Annotated in this window: 21 protein-coding genes; 3 read left to right on the plus strand and 18 right to left on the minus strand. The window is 67.7% G+C overall.

Translation table 11 applies throughout. The annotated features are described in order from the left end of the window. The first annotated feature begins 130 nt into the window (after nucleotides 1-130). Nucleotides 131-1,444: a sensor histidine kinase gene (locus IT779_RS33870; RefSeq protein ID WP_332839084.1), complete on the plus strand. Its 1,314-nt coding sequence runs from the start codon at nucleotides 131-133 to the stop codon at nucleotides 1,442-1,444. Between the two features lie 319 nt (nucleotides 1,445-1,763). On the opposite strand, the gene IT779_RS33875 is transcribed toward IT779_RS33870, so the two are convergent. Both IT779_RS33875 and IT779_RS33880 read right to left on the minus strand, forming a co-directional pair. Then, the gene (locus IT779_RS33875) at nucleotides 1,764-2,429 is read right to left on the minus strand and encodes a VWA domain-containing protein (RefSeq protein ID WP_196153566.1); all 666 of its coding nucleotides are present in this window, start codon (nucleotides 2,427-2,429) and stop codon (nucleotides 1,764-1,766) included. A 336-nt stretch (nucleotides 2,430-2,765) separates the two neighbouring features. Beyond that, nucleotides 2,766-3,344 (minus strand): DinB family protein, encoded by a 579-nt coding sequence (locus IT779_RS33880; RefSeq protein ID WP_196153567.1) that lies wholly within the window; start codon nucleotides 3,342-3,344, stop codon nucleotides 2,766-2,768. Nucleotides 3,345-3,442: 98 nt separating this feature from the next. On the opposite strand from IT779_RS33880, the gene IT779_RS33885 reads away from it, so the two are divergent. Then, complete coding sequence (locus IT779_RS33885) at nucleotides 3,443-4,435, plus strand: helix-turn-helix transcriptional regulator (protein WP_196153568.1); 993 nt, start codon at nucleotides 3,443-3,445, stop codon at nucleotides 4,433-4,435. 13 nt (nucleotides 4,436-4,448) lie between these two features. Continuing rightward, nucleotides 4,449-4,901 (plus strand): DUF1877 family protein, encoded by a 453-nt coding sequence (locus tag IT779_RS33890; RefSeq protein ID WP_196153569.1) that lies wholly within the window; start codon nucleotides 4,449-4,451, stop codon nucleotides 4,899-4,901. A 78-nt stretch (nucleotides 4,902-4,979) separates the two neighbouring features. Here IT779_RS33890 and IT779_RS33895 read toward each other — a convergent pair whose 3' ends face one another. From IT779_RS33895 to folP, 16 genes are all read right to left on the minus strand, one after another. Further along, on the minus strand, nucleotides 4,980-7,535 hold the full coding sequence (locus IT779_RS33895; RefSeq protein WP_196153570.1) for an ATP-dependent Clp protease ATP-binding subunit: 2,556 nt from the start codon (nucleotides 7,533-7,535) through the stop codon (nucleotides 4,980-4,982). A 426-nt stretch (nucleotides 7,536-7,961) separates the two neighbouring features. Further along, complete coding sequence (locus IT779_RS33900; RefSeq protein ID WP_196153571.1) at nucleotides 7,962-8,567, minus strand: anthrone oxygenase family protein; 606 nt, start codon at nucleotides 8,565-8,567, stop codon at nucleotides 7,962-7,964. 213 nt (nucleotides 8,568-8,780) lie between these two features. After that, nucleotides 8,781-9,341, minus strand: coding sequence for an FHA domain-containing protein (locus tag IT779_RS33905; RefSeq protein ID WP_196153644.1), 561 nt, complete (start codon nucleotides 9,339-9,341; stop codon nucleotides 8,781-8,783). Nucleotides 9,342-9,751: 410 nt separating this feature from the next. Continuing rightward, complete coding sequence (locus IT779_RS33910; RefSeq protein ID WP_196153572.1) at nucleotides 9,752-10,111, minus strand: histone-like nucleoid-structuring protein Lsr2; 360 nt, start codon at nucleotides 10,109-10,111, stop codon at nucleotides 9,752-9,754. 115 nt (nucleotides 10,112-10,226) lie between these two features. Beyond that, a complete protein-coding gene (gene lysS, locus IT779_RS33915) occupies nucleotides 10,227-11,717 on the minus strand; it encodes a lysine--tRNA ligase (RefSeq protein WP_196153645.1) in 1,491 nt (496 codons plus the stop codon). Nucleotides 11,718-11,897: 180 nt separating this feature from the next. Then, entirely contained in the window at nucleotides 11,898-12,329 is a 432-nt protein-coding gene (locus IT779_RS33920) for a rhodanese-like domain-containing protein (RefSeq protein ID WP_196153573.1), read from the minus strand. Continuing rightward, entirely contained in the window at nucleotides 12,329-12,940 is a 612-nt protein-coding gene (locus IT779_RS33925) for a cysteine dioxygenase (RefSeq protein WP_196153574.1), read from the minus strand. Before IT779_RS33925 ends, IT779_RS33920 begins: the two co-directional genes overlap by 1 nt. 164 nt (nucleotides 12,941-13,104) lie before the next feature. Further along, nucleotides 13,105-13,896: a type III pantothenate kinase gene (locus IT779_RS33930; protein ID WP_196153575.1), complete on the minus strand. Its 792-nt coding sequence runs from the start codon at nucleotides 13,894-13,896 to the stop codon at nucleotides 13,105-13,107. Between the two features lie 34 nt (nucleotides 13,897-13,930). Continuing rightward, complete coding sequence (gene panD, locus IT779_RS33935; RefSeq protein ID WP_196153576.1) at nucleotides 13,931-14,350, minus strand: aspartate 1-decarboxylase; 420 nt, start codon at nucleotides 14,348-14,350, stop codon at nucleotides 13,931-13,933. A gap of 13 nt (nucleotides 14,351-14,363) precedes the next feature. Then, the gene (gene panC, locus IT779_RS33940; RefSeq protein ID WP_196153577.1) at nucleotides 14,364-15,308 is read right to left on the minus strand and encodes a pantoate--beta-alanine ligase; all 945 of its coding nucleotides are present in this window, start codon (nucleotides 15,306-15,308) and stop codon (nucleotides 14,364-14,366) included. Further along, nucleotides 15,305-16,225, minus strand: a complete 921-nt coding sequence (locus IT779_RS38325; protein WP_232542365.1) for a Rossmann-like and DUF2520 domain-containing protein — start codon at nucleotides 16,223-16,225, stop codon at nucleotides 15,305-15,307. The genes panC and IT779_RS38325 overlap by 4 nt, the downstream gene beginning before the upstream one ends. 211 nt (nucleotides 16,226-16,436) lie before the next feature. After that, nucleotides 16,437-18,068: a DUF6779 domain-containing protein gene (locus IT779_RS38330; RefSeq protein ID WP_232542361.1), complete on the minus strand. Its 1,632-nt coding sequence runs from the start codon at nucleotides 18,066-18,068 to the stop codon at nucleotides 16,437-16,439. Nucleotides 18,069-18,138: 70 nt separating this feature from the next. Next, nucleotides 18,139-18,615 carry a DUF3180 domain-containing protein gene (locus IT779_RS33955; RefSeq protein WP_196153579.1) on the minus strand — a complete coding sequence of 159 codons (477 nt, stop codon included), beginning with the start codon at nucleotides 18,613-18,615 and terminating at the stop codon, nucleotides 18,139-18,141. Beyond that, complete coding sequence (gene folK, locus IT779_RS33960) at nucleotides 18,612-19,136, minus strand: 2-amino-4-hydroxy-6-hydroxymethyldihydropteridine diphosphokinase (RefSeq protein ID WP_196153580.1); 525 nt, start codon at nucleotides 19,134-19,136, stop codon at nucleotides 18,612-18,614. The genes IT779_RS33955 and folK overlap by 4 nt, the downstream gene beginning before the upstream one ends. Further along, complete coding sequence (gene folB, locus IT779_RS33965) at nucleotides 19,133-19,546, minus strand: dihydroneopterin aldolase (RefSeq protein WP_196153581.1); 414 nt, start codon at nucleotides 19,544-19,546, stop codon at nucleotides 19,133-19,135. Before folB ends, folK begins: the two co-directional genes overlap by 4 nt. Before the next feature lie 67 nt (nucleotides 19,547-19,613). After that, nucleotides 19,614-20,429, minus strand: a complete 816-nt coding sequence (gene folP, locus IT779_RS33970) for a dihydropteroate synthase (RefSeq protein ID WP_196153647.1) — start codon at nucleotides 20,427-20,429, stop codon at nucleotides 19,614-19,616. Nucleotides 20,430-20,562: the final 133 nt, after the last annotated feature.

Here is a 20,562-nt window from a genome sequence, read left to right on the forward strand (position 1 = left end):
GTCTCGCGTCCCAGCGTTCGAGACAACGCGACGAAGGAGCAAGTATCGAACGCTGGGACGCGAGACATAAAGGGCCGCGAACCCGCGGCGACGCAGTCGCCGCCAAATAAACAGAGCTAGTCTCACATGTGTGAAAGTGCCTGGCATAACCGATCGCGGCTCGCTGCTATGGGACGGCGCCCTCGCGCTGGTAATCGCGCTGGTACAGCTCGCGGGCGCCCGCGCGGCCAACCTCGAACAGCACGACGTGCACGCACTGGCCTGGCCTGCCTACATACTGCTGCTCGCAGGTCCCGCCGCACTCGTACTGCGCCGCCAATCACCGTTCCCAGTACTGGCCCTGACACTGTCAGCAGCGGCCGCGTACCTTATATCCGGCTACGGCTACGGCCCTATCTTCCTCTCGGTGGCCGTAGCCTTCCTGACCGCCGCGGTAGTCGGATCACGCTGGTGGACTTACCCTTTGCTCCCACTCGCCTACTTGCTCACGGTGTGGCCACTGCCCGCCCTGCTCGATCATCCGACCACCCCGTGGCAACAGTTCGCCGCCGCGGGATGGCTGACCGTACTCCTCGCGACTGCCGAGGGTATCCGCCAGCGCCGCACCGTGATCGAGGCACGCGCCCAACGAGCCGAAGCGGCCCGTCGTGACGAGGAAGCCCAGCGGGAGCTGCGCGCGAGCGAAGAGCGTCTCGCCATCGCTCGCGAACTACATGACGTTCTGGCACAAAGCCTTTCGCTCATCGACTTGCAGTCGTCGGTGGCACTGGAGCTGTTCGAGGAGAAACCCGCACAGGCGGTTTCCGCACTCACGACTATCAATTCGGCGAGCAAGGAGGCGTTGGCGCGGGCGCAGACCATGCTCGAGAAGATCCGCCCGGGTTCAGCGCCCGAGGAGATCGCGCCGCGCGCCGATCTCGAACCTGAACCCGACGGCGCGAGCAGCAACGGCCACACCCCGCAACCCGCACCCGCCCCGCGCCCGCCGACCCCCAGCATCGAGGATCTCGATAACCTGCTGCAACGTCCGCGCACGGCCGGGCTCACCGTGGATACCAAGGTCATCGGCACGCGGGAGCCGCTGCCGAGCGTGCTGGACGCGGCGGCGGTCCGCATCATCCAGGAATCGCTGACGAACGTGGTACGGCACGCACCGGGCGCCTGCGCCACCGTCACCGTCCGGTACACGCCCGAGTCGGTGGACCTGACCATCGACAACACCCGCCCGACCGGCCGGTCGACCACGGGGCCGGGCGGACGCAACGGCATCATCGGCATGCGGGAACGCGCGCACGCCCTCGGCGGTCAGTTGACGGCGGGCCCGCGGCCGAGCGGCGGTTTCCGGGTCGCGGCGCGGCTGCCGAACCGGTTGCAGAGCCCGGAGCCGCCCGAACCGGTCGAGGCCGACGCGGATACGGCGGCGGCCGGGGTGGATCGGGCCTGATCGCCCGCGTCGCCGACGATCAGGCCTTGGTGCGCGGCTACAGCCGCAGCCAACACCGAGCTACCATCGCCTGCCGATCTTCGGCGAATCTTCCGCGACCCTCGTAATCCGCCGCCATCGACGGGTTACGCGGGCGGGCGGCGCCGCACGGCAGATGTACGCCCCGGTAATTCCAGCAGCCTTGCCGTATGACTATTTTCACCGTCTCGAATTCCCCGCACAATTCCGGGAATTACGCCCGCTACGGCGGACACCGGCTGGCCCGACCATGCCCGCTCCGCCGGGTGCCCGGACTGTGCCCGCTCCGCCGGCCGGGCGACTAGGCCCGCTCCGGCGGACGCGGGGTGCCGGGCTGGGCGCCCGCGCGCTCGGAGTCGGAGAAACCGCCGTCCCAGGCGGCGGCCGGGGCGCTCTGTCTACGCGCCGAATACGCCGCCCCCGCGCGGAACGCACCCGCGACACCCGCCGGGGCGGCCGTGTAGGTGATGGAACGACGCGGGTCGAATCCCATCTGTGCCCCGATCTGCACGGCGTCCATATTCGCGCCGAGGAACAGGAAATCCCACGAATACACATCCTGCTGCTGCGTGATGAGCGACCGCACCGCCTCGTGGGTCCATTCCCGACTGGAATTCTCGTGCCCGTCGGTGAGGACAACCACGATCACCGTCCCCGGCCGCTCCCCCTCCGCCCGCGCCGCCAGATCCGCCCCCACATCCGTCACCAGCCGCCCGACCGCGTCGTAGAGCGCCGTCTGCCCGCGCGGCCGCAGTTCCAGCGGCGGCACCTCCCCGATCGGCTTGTTGGCGTACACGCACTCGTACTCGGTGTCGAATTGCGCCAAAGTGACCTGAATGGTCTTCGGCACCTTCCGCTGCTCCTCGATATAGGCGTCGAACCCACCCTCGGTATCGGATTTGATCGACTGCATCGACCCCGATCGGTCCAGCAATACGGCAAGCAATGTGAGATCCGGATTCGTCACGAAAAACCCCCGGCTAGTGGGTCGAAGGAACCCTCTCCACCGTACGCGCCCACCCCGACCGGGCACCGGCCCGAAACCGCCGGGACAAGATCCGCCGCTCGCCCCGGCGAACCTTTGTCCACACCGAACCACAGCTCCCGTGGGTCGCTCGTGTACGAATACGACCGCGCGTTGTCCACACACCGCTCGGCGGATCTATCCACACCGAACCACAGACTCCTGTGCACGGCTGTGCATGAATTCGTCCACCGCATTCCGGAGTCATGACTCGTCCACACCCGTCCCCAAGGCATGTGGACAACTGCGCGCCGATCCGATCCGCCCGATTTCGGGGATCTAGGTTGCGGTTCGGCCGTCGAGGGTTTCGCGGAGGATGTCGGCGTGGCCCGCGTGTTGGGCGGTTTCCGCGATGACGTGGATGAGGACTCGGCGGATGCTACGGACGGCGCCGGGTTCGCTCCAGGGGGCTTCGGGGAGAGGGTGGGTGGCGGAGAGGTCGGGAACCTCGGCGATCACGCGTTCGGTTTCGGCGGCGATACGCTCGTAGCGGGCGAGGATGGCGGTGAGGGTGTCGTCGGGCAGCATCTGGAAATCGTTCTGGCGGTCGATTGCCCACTGCGGGTATTCGCGGGCGGTGCCGTTCATGAATTCTTCCCAGGTGACGCCGTCGGGCAGGGCGAAACTCAGACCCGACGGGCCATCGACCACGAAGCGCAACCAGCCCTCCTCGGTGGCGGCGACGTGCTTGACGAGACCGCCGAGGCACAGCGCGCTGACCGTCGGGCGTTCGCCGAGCTGCGCGTCGGTGAGGTCGCGGACGGTGTGGAGCAGGGCCCGGCGGGCCTCGGCGAGTTCGGCGAGGAGTTCGGTGCGCTCGGTGTCGATGGCGGAAACGGAGGCGGTGACCGCGGTCATGGTCGATTCCCTTTCGGTGGCTCTGTCCTTCGGTACGAGACAACAATCGCAGGGATAGCGGACAGGATGTGTCCGCTACTTTCGGCAGAATCGAATTCATGCAGAAAACTTCCGCGCGCCTGCTCACCCTGCTGTCACTGCTCCAGTCGCGCCGGGACTGGCCGGGCACACTGCTCGCCGAACGGCTCGACATCAGCTCCCGCACGGTGCGCCGCGACGTGGACCGCCTACGTGACCTCGGTTATCCGATCGTGGCGGTGAAAGGCCCTGACGGCGGTTACCGCCTCGACGCGGGCGCGGATCTGCCGCCGCTGCTGTTCGACGACGAACAGGCCGTCGCGCTCGCGGTCGCCCTGCGCCTTGCCACCACCGCGGGCGCGGGCATCGAGGAGGCCGCGATGCGCGCGCTCAACACCGTCCGCCAGGTCATGCCTGCGCGCTTACGCCACCGCATCGACGCACTCCAGGTCACGCCGGTGATTCCGGCGAACCGAGGCGCGCCGACGGTGGACAGCGGCGTCCTCACCGCGATCGGCGCCGCCGCACACGCCCGCGAGATCCTGCGCTTCGACTACGCGGCCCCCGGCGCGAGCACCGACGCCCCGCCGCGCCGCGCGGAACCGCACCACCTGGTCACCTGGGGCGGCCGCTGGTACCTGGTCGCCTGGGACCTCGACCGCGCCGACTGGCGCACCTTCCGCGCCGACCGCATCACCCCCCGCATCCCAACCGGCCCTCGCTTCACCCCGCGCGACCTGCCGGGCGGCGACGTCGCGACCTATGTCGCCGGAAGGTTCCGAGGCCCCGAAACCTGGCCGTGCGAGGGCGAAGCGATCATCCACCGCTCCGCCGCCATCGTCTCCGCCTACACCCGCGACGCCCTGGTCGAAGAACTGGACGAAAACCGCTGCCGCGTCGTCCTCGGCTCCTGGTCCTGGGGCGGCCTTGCCGCGATGCTCGGCCGATACGACACCGACATCGAAGTGATCGGCCCCACGGAACTCCGCGAAGCCTGCACCCACCTCGCCCGCCGCTACGCCGCCGCGGCCCGCGCGACCGAAACGCCACCGCCCCCTGTCACCTCGCACTGATAGCGTCCCGCGCATGGGTATGGTCATGGGCTTCACCGCGATCACGGCGGAGGAGATGGCGGTGGCGGTTGTGGATCGGGAGACGGCGTGGGAGTTGGCGCGGGAGCGGCACGGGTTCGGGCAGGTGTATCTGGACAAGGCGTGGGACGGGCTGCGGTATCTGATGCGAGCCGGTGGGGTCGGTGTCGATCTGCTGGAGGACGGGACCTTGCTCGACGACGGCGACTGGCTTTCGGTGTGGAGTGTCGACGAGGTCGCGGAGGCGGCCGTGGCTTTGGAGACGGTGCCGTTCGCGGATCTGCGGGGGTGGTACGACCCGGCGCGGATGAACGCAGCCGACGTGTACCCGGAGATCTGGGAAAGCGATTGGGCGCTCGACTATCTGCTGAACTACTACCGTGACCTGCGCAGTTTCTTCCTCGGCACGGCCGCGAAGCAGCGGGCCGCGCTTATGACCTTGGGCTGAGTCCCAGAGACTCCGAGACCCGCCGGATACGGCGAATGGCCCGCCCCTAGCAGGGGGCGGGCCATTCGGCCGGAAGGGCTACTCGCCGGACGCGGCCTCGGCCGAACCTTCGCTCGCGCCGGTGAGCACGACCTCGGGCTTGTCCTCGGTGTCGGTCTTGGTCAGCTTGGTCTTGCCCTTGAAGACGAACTTCGCGTCCTCGCCGGAACCCTCGCCGTCCCAGCCCTCGACATCGACGTACACCGTCTGTCCGGGACCGATCTCGCCGAAGAGGATCTTCTCCGACAGCTGATCCTCGATCTCGCGCTGGATCGTGCGACGCAGCGGCCGCGCGCCGAGCACCGGATCGAATCCGCGCTTGGCCAGCAGCGCCTTGCCCTGTTCGGACAGTTCGAGCGCCATGTCCTTGTTCTTCAGCTGCTTCTCGACGCGGGCGATCATCAGATCCACCATCTGGACGATCTGCTCGGTGGTGAGCTGGTGGAAGACGATGACGTCGTCGATGCGGTTGAGGAACTCGGGGCGGAAGTGCTTCTTCAGCTCGTCGTTGACCTTGAGCTTCATCCGCTCGTAGTTCGAGCCCTCGCTGTTGGACTGCGCGAAGCCGAGCCCGACAGCCTTCGAGATATCCGAGGTGCCGAGGTTCGAGGTGAAGATCAGCACCGTGTTCTTGAAGTCGACGGTGCGGCCCTGGCCGTCGGTGAGGCGACCGTCCTCGAGCACCTGCAACAGGGTGTTGTAGATCTCCTGGTGGGCCTTCTCGATCTCGTCGAACAGCACGACCGAGAACGGCTTGCGGCGCACCTTCTCGGTGAGCTGGCCGCCCTCCTCGTAGCCGACGTAGCCGGGAGGGGCTCCGAACAGGCGCGAGGCGGTGAAGCGGTCGTGGAACTCGCCCATGTCGATCTGGATGAGCGCGTCGTCGTCGCCGAACAGGAAGTTGGCGAGCGCCTTGGACAGCTCGGTCTTACCGACGCCGGACGGGCCCGCGAAGATGAACGAACCGGACGGACGCTTCGGATCCTTCAGGCCCGCGCGGGTGCGGCGGATCGCCTTCGAGACGGCCTTGACGGCGTCTTCCTGGCCGATGATCCGCTTGTGCAGCTCGTCCTCCATGCGGAGCAGACGGGTGGTCTCCTCCTCGGTGAGCTTGAAGACGGGGATGCCGGTCCAGTTGGCGAGCACCTCGGCGATCTGCTCGTCGTCGACCTCGGCCACGACGTCGAGATCACCTGAACGCCACTGCTTCTCGCGCTCGGCCCGCTTGGCGACGAGCTGCTTCTCCTTGTCGCGCAGCCGCGCGGCCTTCTCGAAGTCCTGCGCGTCGATCGCGGACTCCTTCTCCCGGCGCGCGTCGGCGATCTTGTCGTCGAATTCGCGCAGGTCCGGCGGAGCCGTCATGCGGCGGATGCGCATGCGCGCGCCCGCCTCGTCGATGAGGTCGATCGCCTTGTCCGGCAGGAACCGGTCGTTGATGTAGCGGTCGGCGAGGGTGGCGGCCGCGACCAGCGCGCCGTCGGTGATGGAGACCCGGTGGTGCGCCTCGTAGCGGTCGCGCAGACCCTTGAGGATGTTGATGGTGTGCTCGACGGTGGGCTCGCCGACCTGCACCGGCTGGAAGCGGCGCTCGAGGGCGGCGTCCTTCTCGATGTACTTGCGGTACTCGTCGAGGGTGGTTGCGCCGATGGTCTGCAGCTCGCCGCGGGCCAGCTTGGGCTTCAGGATGGAGGCCGCGTCGATGGCGCCCTCGGCCGCGCCCGCACCGACCAGCGTGTGCAGCTCGTCGATGAACAGGATGATGTCGCCGCGGGTGTTGATCTCCTTGAGCACCTTCTTCAGGCGCTCCTCGAAATCACCGCGGTAGCGGCTGCCCGCGACCAGCGAACCCAGGTCGAGGGTGTAGAGCTGCTTGTCCTTTAGCGTCTCGGGGACCTCGCCGTTGACGATGGCCTGCGCGAGGCCCTCGACCACGGCGGTCTTGCCGACGCCGGGCTCGCCGATCAGCACCGGGTTGTTCTTGGTGCGGCGGCTCAGGACCTGCATGACGCGCTCGATCTCCTTCGAGCGGCCGATGACCGGGTCCAGCTTGCCCTCGAGGGCGGCCTGGGTGAGGTTGCGGCCGAACTGGTCGAGCACCAGCGAGGTGGACGGGGTGCCCGCCTCACCGCGGGAACCGGACTCGACCGGCTCCTTGCCCTGGTACCCGGACAGCAGCTGGATGACCTGCTGACGCACCCGGTTGAGGTCGGCGCCCAGCTTGACCAGCACCTGGGCCGCGACGCCCTCGCCCTCGCGGATCAGCCCGAGCAGGATGTGCTCGGTGCCGATGTAGTTGTGGCCGAGTTGCAGCGCCTCGCGCAGGCTCAACTCGAGCACCTTCTTGGCGCGCGGGGTGAACGGAATGTGGCCGGAGGGGGCCTGCTGACCCTGGCCGATGATCTCCTCGACCTGGCTGCGCACGCCCTCCAGCGAGATGCCGAGGGATTCCAGCGACTTGGCCGCGACACCCTCGCCCTCGTGAATCAACCCAAGCAGGATGTGCTCGGTGCCGATGTAGTTGTGGTTGAGCATCCGGGCCTCTTCTTGGGCCAGGACAACGACACGCCTCGCGCGGTCGGTGAACCTCTCGAACATCGCTCCCTCACTCTCCTGCTCAAGCCTTCTGGCGTCCGACGCTTCAGTGCTGTGTCCAACTCAGTGCCGGTGTCCAACCTGTGGTCGTCAGCCTGCCATGAAGCCCGGGGGTTTGCGGCCCCCGCCTCCACTCTAGTTGGCGAGGGTTCGGGCCGCCTCGAGTCCACCCTATTGGTAATCGCGGCGGCACGGTCATTCACTCATAACGTGACCGCCGCAGGTTTCGTTTCCGTCCGGGTTTTGCCTACAGCGAACAACCCCGTACCGGCCCGCGCGGCGGCCCTTGCAGACCGATTACCCCCGCACTCGGCGAAAAACACCGTGGTCGCCGCGCTGATTCCCCGACGCGACGACCACCTGCGGCGATTCCCCGGCTCCACGATCGCGCACCGGCCGGAATTCGGCGTGTGGGATATTTCTCCGTCCTCACCCCTGTCCGGCGAATCCGACGTGCGACGCACCGGTGCGCGCGTAGCCGTCCGCGGGCGCGCTCGCGGATCCGATCCGCGCGGCCTGCCCCGTCGCCTCGCCGCGCCCATGCTGTACGCCCGCGGCGAACAGGGCGCCGCACAGCACGAGGAAGGCCAGCGTGTGCAGCACCGCGCGGACGATGTTCCAACGCACCCAAGCGGATTCGTAGTCCGCACGCACGGCGGCCTGGTCGGCGATGCCGGACACATCGCCCGCCGCGGCCAGTTGATCGTTCAACGGGACGTTCAGCGCGACCGTGACCGCGAACGCGATCACGTTGAGCGCCAAGCCGATCCCGATCCACACCAGCGTCGCGCGCTGCTCGGCGCCGAGGTGCAGAACCGCCGCCGCGATCCCGAACAGCACGGCGCCGAGAAATCCGGTCATGAACCACGGATTCACGATGACGACGTTGACCTTCTGCATCACCTCGATCAACGTGCGGTCCTCGGTGCGCGCCAGCGCGGGCATGACCGACATCGCGTACGCGTAGAAGACGCCCGCGACCAGACCGGTCGCCATGGTGGCCGCAACGAGTGCGGTGATACGGAGCGCGAGCATGGTTCTCTCCTGCCTCGGAAGGGTCCGGTGATCCGGTCCCGCTCGATGACATCGAGTCAACCGTTTTCCGTCCCGAGGCCACATAGTCGAGACGCTCGACAACCTACGGCGGCGTCCACGCGCGAGTCATGGCAGGCCGAACACAGCGGGCCGAAGACAGCACGGAAATGGCGGCGGAGAATACGTCCGCCCGGCACGGGCGAACGATTCGGTTCACAGATCGCGGTCGGAGATGATGCCGCTCTGCATGGCGAGGAACGCCAAACGCACCCGCTTCTGGTTCTGCGGGAGACTCTCGACGCCGAACTTGGCGAACAACGCGCGCAGATGCGTTTTGATCGCGTCGACGCTGAGGAACAATTCCTCGGCGATCTGCTGATTCGACGCGGGCGTCGCGAAACCGGCGCCGTTCTTGTACGGCCTGCACAACGCGATCAGCACCGAACGCTGGGTTTCGGTGAGCGAGCGCATGGTGGGTATCGACCCGGTGGCCGCACGGGTGACGTCCTCGGCGGCGCCGCCGAAATCGTGGAAGGAAACCAGCGACGTGCCGACGCGGATGGCGTCGCCCGCCATCAGCCGGTGCCGCCCGACCAGGCGCTCACCGTTGACGAAGGTCCCGTTGCGGGACAGGCCGTCGTCGACGATGGTCCAGTGCGCGCCGAGATATTCGACGGCGGCGTGCAGGCGGGAGACCTCGGCGTCCCAGCCGAGGCTCAGATCGGCTTGCGGCGAGCGGCCGATGGTGACGCGCTGCCGGTCGGGGGTGAGCATGAACTCCTGCTGCCGACCGTTGTCATCGGTGAACCGCAGGAATGATCCGACGAATCCTGTCACTGTGCCGATACCTCATCTCTCCATATCGCCAGTGACGCCCATCCCACAGTGTCCATGGTGCCGCCTCGGGATACTGCGGGCAAGATCGGGCCGCACGGGCCGAGACCACCTCGATGCCCCCGACACCATCTCACCGCGAGCCGCGCCGCGCCAAACCATCCGGCACGCTTCCCGCGGATATCACCGCCGCGGCGATCGCCGCCCGCGAACATCCGGCCTGCGAGAGTTCGCCGGGGCAGGTCATCGCCCGCGCGGGCGTCACCTCCCGCGTGCCGCCGCCGTCCCGTACGAACAAGACTGCCGCCCGGGCGTCGCACGATTCGCCCGGACGGCAGTCCGAAATAGCGTCAGCTCTTCGCAGCCTTGTTGTAAGCATCGGTGATGTCGGCGGAGATACGGCCCCGCGCGGATACCTTGTGCCCATTCCGGCGAGCCCACTCCCGAATTGCGGCGCTTTGTTCCCGGTCGATCGAAACCCGGCTCTTCGGGCTGGTCGCGGCGCCTGCGGCAGCCTTGACACGACGACGGCCGCTGACCCGACGCGCACTCGAAACCCACTGTTCCAGCTCGTCACGCAGCTTCGACGCATTCGCCGTCGACAGGTCGATCTCGTACGAAACACCATCGATCGCGAACTCGATGGTCTCGTCCGCGATGGACTCACCGTCGACATCGTCGATCAGGCTAACGGTGACCTTCTTTGCCATGAGATGAACGTCCTCTCGAAATCGTGCGACCCGCATACTAGGCCGATTACCCGAGGCAAGAATACCTCGAATTCTAGAAATTCCAAGACGGGAGTTCTGCTATGCAATCCAGCACTCAGCGAGTGACCGGTCGCACAATTGGGAACAGTATCGTTTCCCGGATTCCCAAACCCGTCAGCGCCATCAACAACCGATCGATTCCCATACCCGTTCCGGTAGTCGGCGGCATCCCGTGCTCCATCGCGGCGAGGAAGTCCTCGTCCAGCACCATGGCCTCGTCGTCACCGGCCGCGGCGAGCCGGGCCTGATCCACGAACCGCTCCCGTTGGATCACCGGATCGACCAACTCCGAATAGCCTGTTGCCAACTCGAAGCCGCGAACGTAGAGATCCCACTTCTCGGTAACTCCGTGCTTGCTGCGATGCTGCCGAGTGAGCGGAGAAGTCTCGACCGGGAAGTCCCGAACGAAAGTCGGGGCATACAACTTGTCTCCGTACTGATGCTCCCAGAGTTCCTCTACCAGTTTGCCGTGGCCGTAGCCCTTGCCTTCGGGAATTTCCAGGCCCACCCGATCCGCGAGTGCGTGCAATTCCGCGACCGTCGTTTCCGGGGTGACCTCGACACCCAACGCGTCCGACAGCGAAGGGTACATCTCCACCGTGTTCCACTCGCCGCCGAGATCGTATTCGGTGCCGTCGGCGAGGGTCACCACCAGGGTGCCGAACACCTCCTGCGCGACTTCCTGCACCAATTCGCGGATCATGCGCGCCGAGTCGTCGTAGGTGCCGTATGCCTCATACGTTTCGAGCATGGCGAACTCCGGCGAATGCGTGGAGTCGGCCCCTTCGTTGCGGAAGTTCCGATTGACCTCGAACACCTTCTCCAGCCCGCCGACCACACACCGCTTCAGGAACAACTCCGGTGCGATACGCAGGTAGAGATCAATGTCGAGGGCATTGGACCTGGTGACGAAAGGACGGGCCGCCGCGCCGCCGTGCAGCGTCTGCAGCATCGGCGTCTCGACCTCGAGGAAGCCGCGCCGCTCCAGCGCGGCGCGCAGCGCGCGCAGCACCGCGATCCGCGTGCGCGCGGTCTGCCTGGCCTCGGGACGCACGATCAGGTCGACATAGCGCTGCCGGACCCGCGACTCCTCGTTCATCTCCTTGTGCGCGACTGGCAGCGGCCGCAGAGCCTTCGCCGACATCGACCAGGAATCGGCCATGACACTCAATTCACCACTGCGCGAAGCGATCACCTCGCCGTGCACGAAGACGAAATCGCCGAGGTCGACATCGCCCTTCCAGGACGCGAGCGCGTCGGCGCCGACGCCGTTCAGGCTGATCATCGCCTGGAGTTTCGTTCCGTCGCCCTCCTGCAAGGTGGCGAAACACAACTTGCCGGTATTGCGCAGGAATATCACGCGCCCGACCACCCCGACGATCTCACCGGTGTTGGTATCGGCCGGGAGATCGGGATGGGCGGCGCGAATTTCGGCGAGCGAGTGCGTGCGCGGCACCGTGACGGGATACGCCTCGACACCGGAGGCGAGCAGCCGATCACGCTTGTCCCGGCGAATACGCATCTGCTCGGGAACTTCGTCGCCCATCGGGTCGACACGGGTTTGCTCGACGTCCGTGGCAGAGTTCGTGGCCGAGTTCTGCTCGGCGCCGGACGTGGATCGCTCGCTACGCTCACTCACCCAACTAGCCTAGCGGGCATCGGAAATCGTTTTGCGCGCCGCCCGCACGGTGCTGACCGGTAGCCGACAGGTATGGGCCCGCCGCTATTACAGCGACGCCAGCGAGGTCACTTCGCGGGTGAAGTGCGCGGCGCGGATTCCCACCGTCAGCAGGCCCGCCGCCTTCAACGCCTGATATCCGCCGACCAGATCGGTGGCCCGATGCAATCCGAGTTCCTGCAGCGATGCCGCGGCCAGACTGGAGGTGTAGCCCTCCGAGCACAGGATGATCCATTCCACGTCGTGGTCGGTGGCTGTCGCGAGGCGAGCCGAACTGGTCGGGTCGAGGCGCCATTCCAATACGTTGCGTTCGATCACCAGCGCGCCGGGCAGCGTGCCCTCACGGTCGCGCTGCGCCTGCGGACGGATGTCGACCAGCTTCGCGCCGCGGGCCAGCGCCTGCGGCACCTCGAAGGCGTAGACGCGGTTCAGGCGGGCGCGGGCGTTGTCGAGCATCTGATCGATCGTCAGGCGGCTCATCACATATCACCTTCGGGCTGGTCGGTGAGAACGGTTCGGGTGCGTCGCAGGGTGCCGTGGCCGGTCACCTCGTAGTACGACATGGCGGTGAGCGGCGGCGAATACGCGTGCACGCTCAGGGTCGGGTCGAGCGGACCGGTGGACACCGCCGACCCGAAGTCCGCAGCCGACGGTGCGCGCATCACATCGTGGACCCAGCCGATCGGGAACGAGGCCTGATCGCCCGCGACCAAGGTGCGCGCGCGTAATTCCGTTCCGTTCCAACGGAATTCCGATAACGCGCCGCTGAGTACGGTGAGCGCGCCGAGCGAACCCGCGTGGTCGTGCAGTTCGGTGGACTTGTCCGGGGTCCAGCTGATGAGCCAGACGTCGACCTCGTCGTCGGTGAGCAGGCGGGTCGCCCAGCGCTCCTCGGCGGGCCAGACGCCGCCCGCGGGCAGCAGATGGTCGTAGCGGCCCGCGAGCACGTCCTCGGCGCCCTCGTCGGTCAATCGCAGCAGGTCGGCGGGCCGCAGCCGGGTCGGCAGGGCGGGGGCGACGGCACGATCCAGCGGCGGGGTGGCCGAGAGGGGGTTACGTCCGGACGTGAGGGAAAGGACGGAAGAACGCATGAGCGCATCTCCAGGATGTGTCGACGGTCGAGGGCTTCAGACGGCCTCGAACGGTCGAGGCGCTTATCGGCCTCGACAACACTCCCGGTTGGTCACGCGGTACACGGAAGGCAGCATAGCAGCGCCGCGACGCCCGGTGACAGAGCGCCGCGAAGTGATCTGGGTCATCTGCGACGCTGCTGATTGCGCTCGAAAACCAGCCGCAAACCCGTCAGCGTGAGATGCGGTTCGTGATGCTCGATCGTCTCGGACTCCGGGACGATCAACGGCGCGCAGAATCCGGTGGCGACCACCGCGACATCGTCGCCTGCGAATGCGTCGAACTCGTCGCGAATACGATCGATAAGTCCGTCGACCAAGCCCGCGAAACCGAATACAGCGCCGGATTGAATCGCCTCGACGGTATTCTTTCCGACCACCGAACGCGGTCGCGCCAATTCCACCCGACGCAGCGCCGCGCGTTCGATCAGCGCCTCGCTGGAGATCTCCACGCCCGGCGCGACCACACCGCCGAGAAATTCCCCCTTGGCCGAAACCAGATCGACCATGGTGGCCGTGCCGAAATCGACCACGATTGCCGCGGAACCGAAACGGTTATGTGCGGCAAGGGTATTCACGATACGGTCGGCGCCGATCTCCTTCGGATTGTCGACCAGCAACGGAATTCCGGTGCGCACCCCGGGCTCGACGACCACGTGCGGAACGTGGTCCCAGTACCGTTCCAGCATCACCCGCAATTCCCGCAACACCGGCGGCACCGTGGACAATGCGGCCACCCCGATCACCTGTTCGAGATCGTCGCCGACCAGGCCGCGCACCTGCATGGCGAATTCGTCGGCGGTCAGCAGCGGATTGGTGTGCATGCGCCAGTGCCGCGCGAGCTTCGCGTGCGCACCGCTCCCGGAGAAAAGGCCCAGCTCGATGCTGGTATTACGAACGTCGATGGTCAGCAGCATTGGTCGAGGCGGTCCCGTGCTCGGTTCGTGGCACTCAGGCGATGGACAGGGAGCGCGGCGAGGTCAGGCCCGACCCCTGCGGCGCGTGCGCGGGATCGGAGCCGAGTTCGACGGGCCGGTTGCGCTCGTCGACGAAGACCACCTTCGGGTCGTACGCCGCGACCTCCGCCGCGTCCATCATGCCGTAGGCGATCAGGATGACGAGGTCGCCAGGATGCACCAGATGCGCTGCGGCGCCGTTGATTCCGATGACACCCGAACCGCGTTCGCCCGCGATCACATAGGTTTCGAGGCGGGCGCCGTTGTCGATGTCGACGATGCAGACCTGCTCGCCCTCGAGCAGATCGGCGGCGTCGAGCAGATCCTGGTCGACGGTCACCGAACCGACGTAGTGCAGGTCGGCGTGGGTGACGGTGGCCCGGTGGATCTTGGACTTCATCATGGTGCGCAACATCTTCGTCGCCTTTCTAGACAGCGGCCTTGGTTGACTTGGTTCCGTTCCCGCCATCGCGGGTATCGGACACGGTGGGGTGGCCGTCGATGGTGGCGCCGAGGGTGACGGCCACATTGTCGATCAGCCTGGTGGCGCCGACCTTCGCGGCGACCAGCAGTCGGGCATTGCCCGCGGCGGGCGCCGCGTCGAGATTCGCCGACCGCAATTCGAGATAGTCGAGTTCGACACCGGGCGTGGCGTCCAGAACCATGCGCGCCGCGTCCAGCACGGCGTCCGCGCCGAGTCCGCCCGCGTGCCTGCCCGCCGCCAACGCGGCCGACAGCGCGAGCGCCGACTCCCGCTGGGCCGGGTCGAGATAGCGGTTGCGAGAGGACAGCGCGAGGCCGTCGGACTCACGCACCGTCGGCAGCGGCACGATCTTCACGTCGAAATTCAGGTCGCGCACCAGCTGCCGGATCAGGGTCAGCTGCTGATAGTCCTTCTCGCCGAAGAACGCCTCGCTCGGGTGCGCGATCTGCAACAGCTTCGCGACCACCGTCAACATGCCCGCGAAATGCGTCGGACGGCTGGCGCCCTCGAGTTCGGCGCCGAGCGGACCCGGATGCACCGTGGTGCGCGGGCCATCCGGATACATGTCGGCGACGCTCGGCGCGAAAACCAGGTCGACACCTTCGGCGCGCAGCAGCGCCACATCGGCTTCGAGGGTGCGCGGATACTTGTCCAGATCCTCGTTCGCGGCGAATTGCAGCGGGTTCACGAAAATCGAGACGATCACGACCTGATTGGTGCGCTTGGCCCGCCGCACGATCTCCAGGTGGCCCTCGTGCAAGGCGCCCATGGTCGGGACGAGGCCGATGGTGCGGCCCACCGACCGCAGAGCCTTGGCCACCGCGCTCAACGCCGCTGGATCGTGGTACACGGTCGATTCGCCCGGACGGTACCGCTGTTGACGTGTCATCGACGTTCCTCCAGCAATTCGATCAACTCCGGATTGGTATCGGCCAACCGGGCGGTGCGCAGCGACAGCGCGCGATAGCCGTCGGCGATCCTCGGATCGACCGCGTCCAGCGCCTCGAGGTGCGCGGCGACCGCAGCTACATCACCGCGCGCCACCGGGCCGGTCAGCGCCGACGGCCCGCGCCGCAGCGCGTTGTCGAGCGCGGCCGAGGCCAGCGGGGCGAGCAGGCGTTCGGCCAGACCGTTGGGCTGCCCGTCCACGATCTGCTGACCGAGCAACCCCGGACCCGACAGCGCCTCGCGCAGCGCGGCCACCGCGTCGACGATCAGCGTCACCAGGTGGTTGCTGCCGTGCGCGAGCGCCGCGTGATAGAGGCGGCGGTTCTCCTCGGCGACCCGCACCGGTTCGCCACCCATCTCGATCACCAGCGACTGCGCTATCGCGTAGCCGATGTCGTCGGCGGCGGTGACGCCGAAGCAGGCGTTGCCGAGCCGGGCCAGATCCTCGTCGTGGCCGGTGAAGGTCATCGCGGGATGGATGGCCAGCGGCAGCACACCCGTCGCGGCGAGCGGGCCGAGCACCGCGACGCCGTTCGCGCCCGAGGTGTGGGCGACGATCGTGCCGGACCGCACCACGTTCGCGCCCGCGAGCCCGCGCACGAGACCCGCGAGTTCGGCGTCGGGCACCGCGAGCAGCATCAGTTCACTGCGCCGGGCCACCTCCTCGACCGGGAGGATCTCCGATTCCGGCAGCCGGGTCCGCGCGCGGTGCACCGACGCGTCGGAGATGGCCGAGACGCCGAACACCACGTGTCCAGCGCGTTCGAGGGCAGCGCCGAGCGCCGAACCGACCCGGCCCGCCGAGACGATGCCGACAGTCAGCCGAGCGGGGGCGGGGTCGAATCCCGTGCCCCGCAGATCGGCTCCGTGGGAGTTGTCGCCGTGGGAGTTGTCATCGCCCGCGGATCGGTTGTCACCGTCCTCGGGCAGGCCGTCGGAAGTCGCACTTCTCGAGGTCAACGTTGTCCTCTCGATATCGTTCCAGTCCCGCCGTGCGGGTACCGGACGTACGCGTCGAGGATATCGGCCGGGAGTTTGCTCGTGCCACGGACCCCCGGCGTGATTTGCGCTACCCCCGGCCGCTCTCCGATTGCAGATTGGCCATGATCTCCGCGACCGAGAGTTTGCGCGAGCCGCCGCCCGATTCGGAATCGTCGTCGTCGCGGCGACGGCGGCGCGAACCGGCAGTGCCGACTTGCGGGCTCGCGGGCACGGTGGTCGGACGCGGCAGCGGAGTGCGGGTCGGCACCGACGTGCCGTCCAGCGGCGGCAGTCGCGGCGGCACGGGCAGCGGTTCGGACTGCGGTTCCGAGTCGGTCCTCGATTCCGGTTCGGTCTGCGATTCGGACTTCCGCTGTTCCGCCTCGGGTTGCTGTTCCGGCCGCGGTTCCGATTCGGGTGCGACGGCCTCGGTCTCGGATTCGGTGAACGCGTCCGCCCAGCCCGCGGGCGGACGCAGCGAATCGGTGTCGTATTCGCTGCCGGGTTCGGTGTCCACCGCTTCGCGATCGGCGCGCGAACCGTTTTCACCGTCGCGACGGTTGTTGTGGCCGAGGTCACCACTGTGGCCGAGATCGCCGCGCGCTGCGTGATCCCGGCGATCATCGGCGTCCGCGCGATCTCGATGCGCACCGCGATCACCGCCGTTCGCGCGATCTCCACCTCGATCGACGCCCGTGATGCGGCTGATGTCGTATCGGTCGGAGATGTAGTCGTCCACCGTGTCGTAGCCGTCGGAGTCCGTGCCGTACGCGCCGCGCAGCCGTTTGGCGATCGCGCGATCGGCCTCATAGTCGCCGATCTCGTCGCTCTCGAAATCGGCCCCATCCCTGGAAGCGGCCCGGCCGCCGGACTCGGCGCCACCACCGAAATCAGCCCGGCTCCCGGATTCGGCGCCGCTCCCGAAATCCCGACCCCTGAAATCAGCCCCGTTCCCGAATGCGGACCTGTTCCCGAAATCCGACTTCTTGTCGGATGTGCGCGCGCTGCGGGCGTCGGTCTTCCTTCCCGCGGTGTCGCCCTCGTCGCGATCGGTCACCACCGAGGTCTCCGCGGTGACCGGTTCGTCGAACGGGCTCGCGAACTGAGGCGGTTCCGGGTGATCGGGGACGAAGACCGGCGTCATGCTGAAGGCGGGCGTCATGCTGTGGGTGGACGGATTGGGCAGATGCGGGCCCCACATCGCCTCGGCATTCCCAGAGCTATTGTTCGCCGACTCGCCGCGACCGCTCTCCAATTCCTGGATCCGGGTGGCGTCGGCGTGCAACGCGGGCCGATCCATGGGCAGATCGCCGTCGAAGAGGCGCTGCAGATTCTGGCGGAGAACCGTCAGCTCGGCGCGCAGAGCGGCCATTTCGGCGGCGTCGGCGCCGACTTCATGGCGCACCCTCGCCTCGACGCCGAGTTCGTACTCCCGGCGCGCGGTGACCTCGCGTTCCAACTGCAACTCGTACACGGTTTGCAGATCGCGCACCTTGGCCTTGTCCACCGAGGCTTCTTTCCGGAATTTCGTGGCTGCCAACGCGCCGATCGCCGCTGCCCACAGCGCCGCTACCAGGCCGATCCTTACGAATTGCAGGCTATTGCTGAAAACCAGAAAAACGCTGGCAACCAGTCCGAGTAGAACCAACCCGCCCACGAACAGTTTTCCCGCCTTGTCCCGTCGTCCACGGGAAGTGCTGCTACGGGAGGGTGAAACCATGCACGCCAGGGTAGCCTGTGCGACGCGGCGCGCCCACAAAGTCGTTCACCCGACGGACTCAGAAATGTAACTATGTAGTTGCTGGATCATCGGAAGGGTCGTCGGGCGCGCGACAGCAATACTCGAGCCACAATGCCGCCGCGACCAGCGCGACACCGGCGAACATCCCGACGATCGCACCCGGCGAGTCCGCCGCCGCCGCACGCAGCGTGCCCCGCTGCGGCAGCACCCAACACAGGAACCCCAGCCAGACACCGGCCGCGATCGAGCCGACCTGCAACGACGCCTTGGCCAACGCCACCGCGCGCGCCGCGGTGATCGGATGCAACTGATGTCTGTCCCCGCCGACCTGCCGATCGTTGACCCTGGCGCGGATCACGAACGCGAGCGCGACCTCGATGGCGGCCACCGGATACAGCGAGGTGCCCGCGTAGATCGAGATCGGCGGAAAACTGTCGTAGGCGACCCTGGTGGCGATCCAGGCCGCGAGCGCGGCCACCAGGACATTCGCGACCAGGTCGAGTACCCGGGTCGGCTTGAGTTTCACGACCGCTCCCCCACTAGTGCCAACTCCGTTCGGCGCACCTCGGCGCGTTCGTCGGCGGGCAGCGCGGCGATCCAGTCGGCCAGCGCGCGCGTGACACCATCCGCCTCCAGCACCGCCGCAGGCTCCACCTCGAGCCACGGAACCAGCACGAAAGCCCGTTCGTGCGCGCGCGGATGCGGCACGGTCAACTCGGGATCGTCGCTGCGCACCTCACCGCGCTCGTCGGCGCAGGCGATCACGTCGACATCGAGGGTCCGCGCGCCCCAGCGCACCGTGCGCACCCGATCGGCGGCCCGTTCCAGGTCCTGCCCCGCGGCCAGCCAGTCGCGGCAGCCGAAGGCCGGATCCTCGACCAGCAGCACGGCGTTCAGGTAGTCGTCCTGGTCGACCCCGCCCCACGGCGCGGTGGTGTACACCGAGGACACCGCGAGCACCCGGTCGCCGAACCCGTCGACGACACCGCGCAGATATCCGAGCCGATCACCGAGATTGGATCCGATCGACAGCACCGCACGGCTCATCGCACATCCCGCCCGGTGCGCCTGGTGCGCCTGGTGCGCCTGGTCACGACGCGGACATCGGCGAAGGTGTGCGGAATGGGGGCGGCGGGTTTGTGCACGACGACCTCGGCGGCATGGATTCGGGGATCGGTCATCACGTCGTCGGCGATCTCCGAGACCACTGTCTCGATCAGATTCCGCGGCGCACCGCCGACGATACGCACCGCGCGCTCGGCCAGCGCGCCGTAGTCGACGGTCGCGGCCAGATCGTCGGAGGCCGCGGCGTCCGCGAAATCGACCCACACCGTGAGATCGACCACGAACTCCTGGCCGTCACGGCGCTCGTGCTCGAAGACGCCGTGCCTGCCGAAGATCCGCAGACCGCGCAACTCGATGCGATCGAATTCGCGGCTGTCGCGTTCGTCGGTCACTGGGGCACCATCCTCACTGCGGGCCCCGAAACGGGGTTTCGTGATCGGGATCCGGCGGGAGGCGGGGTCATCGCCTGCCCTCGGCCACCGCGCGACCCCACGCCTCGGTGACGGCGATGGCGTCCAGCGAGGCGCGCACGTCGTGCACGCGCACACCCCACGCGCCATGCCAGGCGGCCAGCGCCGAAACCGTAGCGGTCGCGGTCTCCCGGCCCGCCGTCGGCCGAGGACCCGACGCGTCCGCGAGCAGCGCGCCGAGGAACCGCTTGCGCGAAGCGCCGATCAGCAGCGGGAACCCGTCGGCCGCGAGGGTCGGCAAGGCCGCGAGCAACGCCCAGTTGTGCTCGGCGTTCTTGGCGAAACCCAATCCGGGATCGAGGATCAGCCGCGCCGGATCCACGCCCGCCGCGACGGCGATATCCACCTGCGCCCGCAATTCCGCGCGCACCTCGGCGACCACGTCGTCGTAGTGATCGGCCGGCCCGGTGTGGCGGTAATCCGCGCCGGCGCGCCAGTGCATGAGAATCCACGGCACGTCGGAGGCCGCGACCACCTTCACCATATTCGGGTCGGCGCGCCCGCCTGACACGTCGTTCACGGCCGAGACGCCCGCCCCGATGGCCGCCTCGGCGACCTCGGCTCGCATGGTGTCGACACTTGTCGGCACACCGGCCTCGACCAGTCCGCGGATCACCGGGACCACACGCGCCGTCTCGGTGACCGGGTCGACGCGCACCGCGCCGGGCCGCGTCGACTCGCCGCCCACGTCGATGATGTCCGCGCCGAGCGCGTGCAGTTCGACGCCGTGCGCGACGGCGCGACCGGCGTCGAGGTAGCGCCCGCCGTCGGAAAAGGAGTCGCTGGTCACGTTCACCACGCCCATCACGACACATCCGCGCCCCGCGCGCGGACCCACCGTCCCGACCCCGGTCACCTCGACACCCGCACGGAATCCCTCCGCTGCCGCGACACCGCCCGCGGCAGCGACATCGGGCTGATTCTCGGCTGTGACACCG

This window comes from Nocardia bovistercoris, assembly GCF_015674855.1.
GTDB classification, from domain to species: Bacteria; Actinomycetota; Actinomycetes; order Mycobacteriales; family Mycobacteriaceae; genus Nocardia; species Nocardia bovistercoris.

Bases quoted from the DNA above. Each gene is read 5' to 3' on its own strand.
- IT779_RS33880 (WP_196153567.1), bottom strand. From the start codon at position 3,344: ATGACCGCGGTCACCGCCTCCGTTTCCGCCATCGACACCGAGCGCACC.
- IT779_RS33930 (WP_196153575.1), bottom strand. From the start codon at position 13,896: ATGCTGCTGACCATCGACGTTCGTAATACCAGCATCGAGCTGGGCCTT.
- IT779_RS33925 (WP_196153574.1), bottom strand. From the start codon at position 12,940: ATGCGTTCTTCCGTCCTTTCCCTCACGTCCGGACGTAACCCCCTCTCG.
- IT779_RS38330 (WP_232542361.1), bottom strand. From the start codon at position 18,068: ATGGTTTCACCCTCCCGTAGCAGCACTTCCCGTGGACGACGGGACAAG.
- IT779_RS33885 (WP_196153568.1), top strand. From the start codon at position 3,443: ATGCAGAAAACTTCCGCGCGCCTGCTCACCCTGCTGTCACTGCTCCAG.
- IT779_RS33920 (WP_196153573.1), bottom strand. From the start codon at position 12,329: ATGAGCCGCCTGACGATCGATCAGATGCTCGACAACGCCCGCGCCCGC.
- IT779_RS33895 (WP_196153570.1), bottom strand. From the start codon at position 7,535: ATGTTCGAGAGGTTCACCGACCGCGCGAGGCGTGTCGTTGTCCTGGCC.
- IT779_RS33890 (WP_196153569.1), top strand. From the start codon at position 4,449: ATGGGTATGGTCATGGGCTTCACCGCGATCACGGCGGAGGAGATGGCG.
- lysS (WP_196153645.1), bottom strand. From the start codon at position 11,717: ATGGGCGACGAAGTTCCCGAGCAGATGCGTATTCGCCGGGACAAGCGT.
- IT779_RS33910 (WP_196153572.1), bottom strand. From the start codon at position 10,111: ATGGCAAAGAAGGTCACCGTTAGCCTGATCGACGATGTCGACGGTGAG.
- panD (WP_196153576.1), bottom strand. From the start codon at position 14,350: ATGTTGCGCACCATGATGAAGTCCAAGATCCACCGGGCCACCGTCACC.
- panC (WP_196153577.1), bottom strand. From the start codon at position 15,308: ATGACACGTCAACAGCGGTACCGTCCGGGCGAATCGACCGTGTACCAC.
- folK (WP_196153580.1), bottom strand. From the start codon at position 19,136: ATGAGCCGTGCGGTGCTGTCGATCGGATCCAATCTCGGTGATCGGCTC.
- folP (WP_196153647.1), bottom strand. From the start codon at position 20,429: ATGGGCGTGGTGAACGTGACCAGCGACTCCTTTTCCGACGGCGGGCGC.
- IT779_RS33905 (WP_196153644.1), bottom strand. From the start codon at position 9,341: ATGCTCACCCCCGACCGGCAGCGCGTCACCATCGGCCGCTCGCCGCAA.
- IT779_RS33900 (WP_196153571.1), bottom strand. From the start codon at position 8,567: ATGCTCGCGCTCCGTATCACCGCACTCGTTGCGGCCACCATGGCGACC.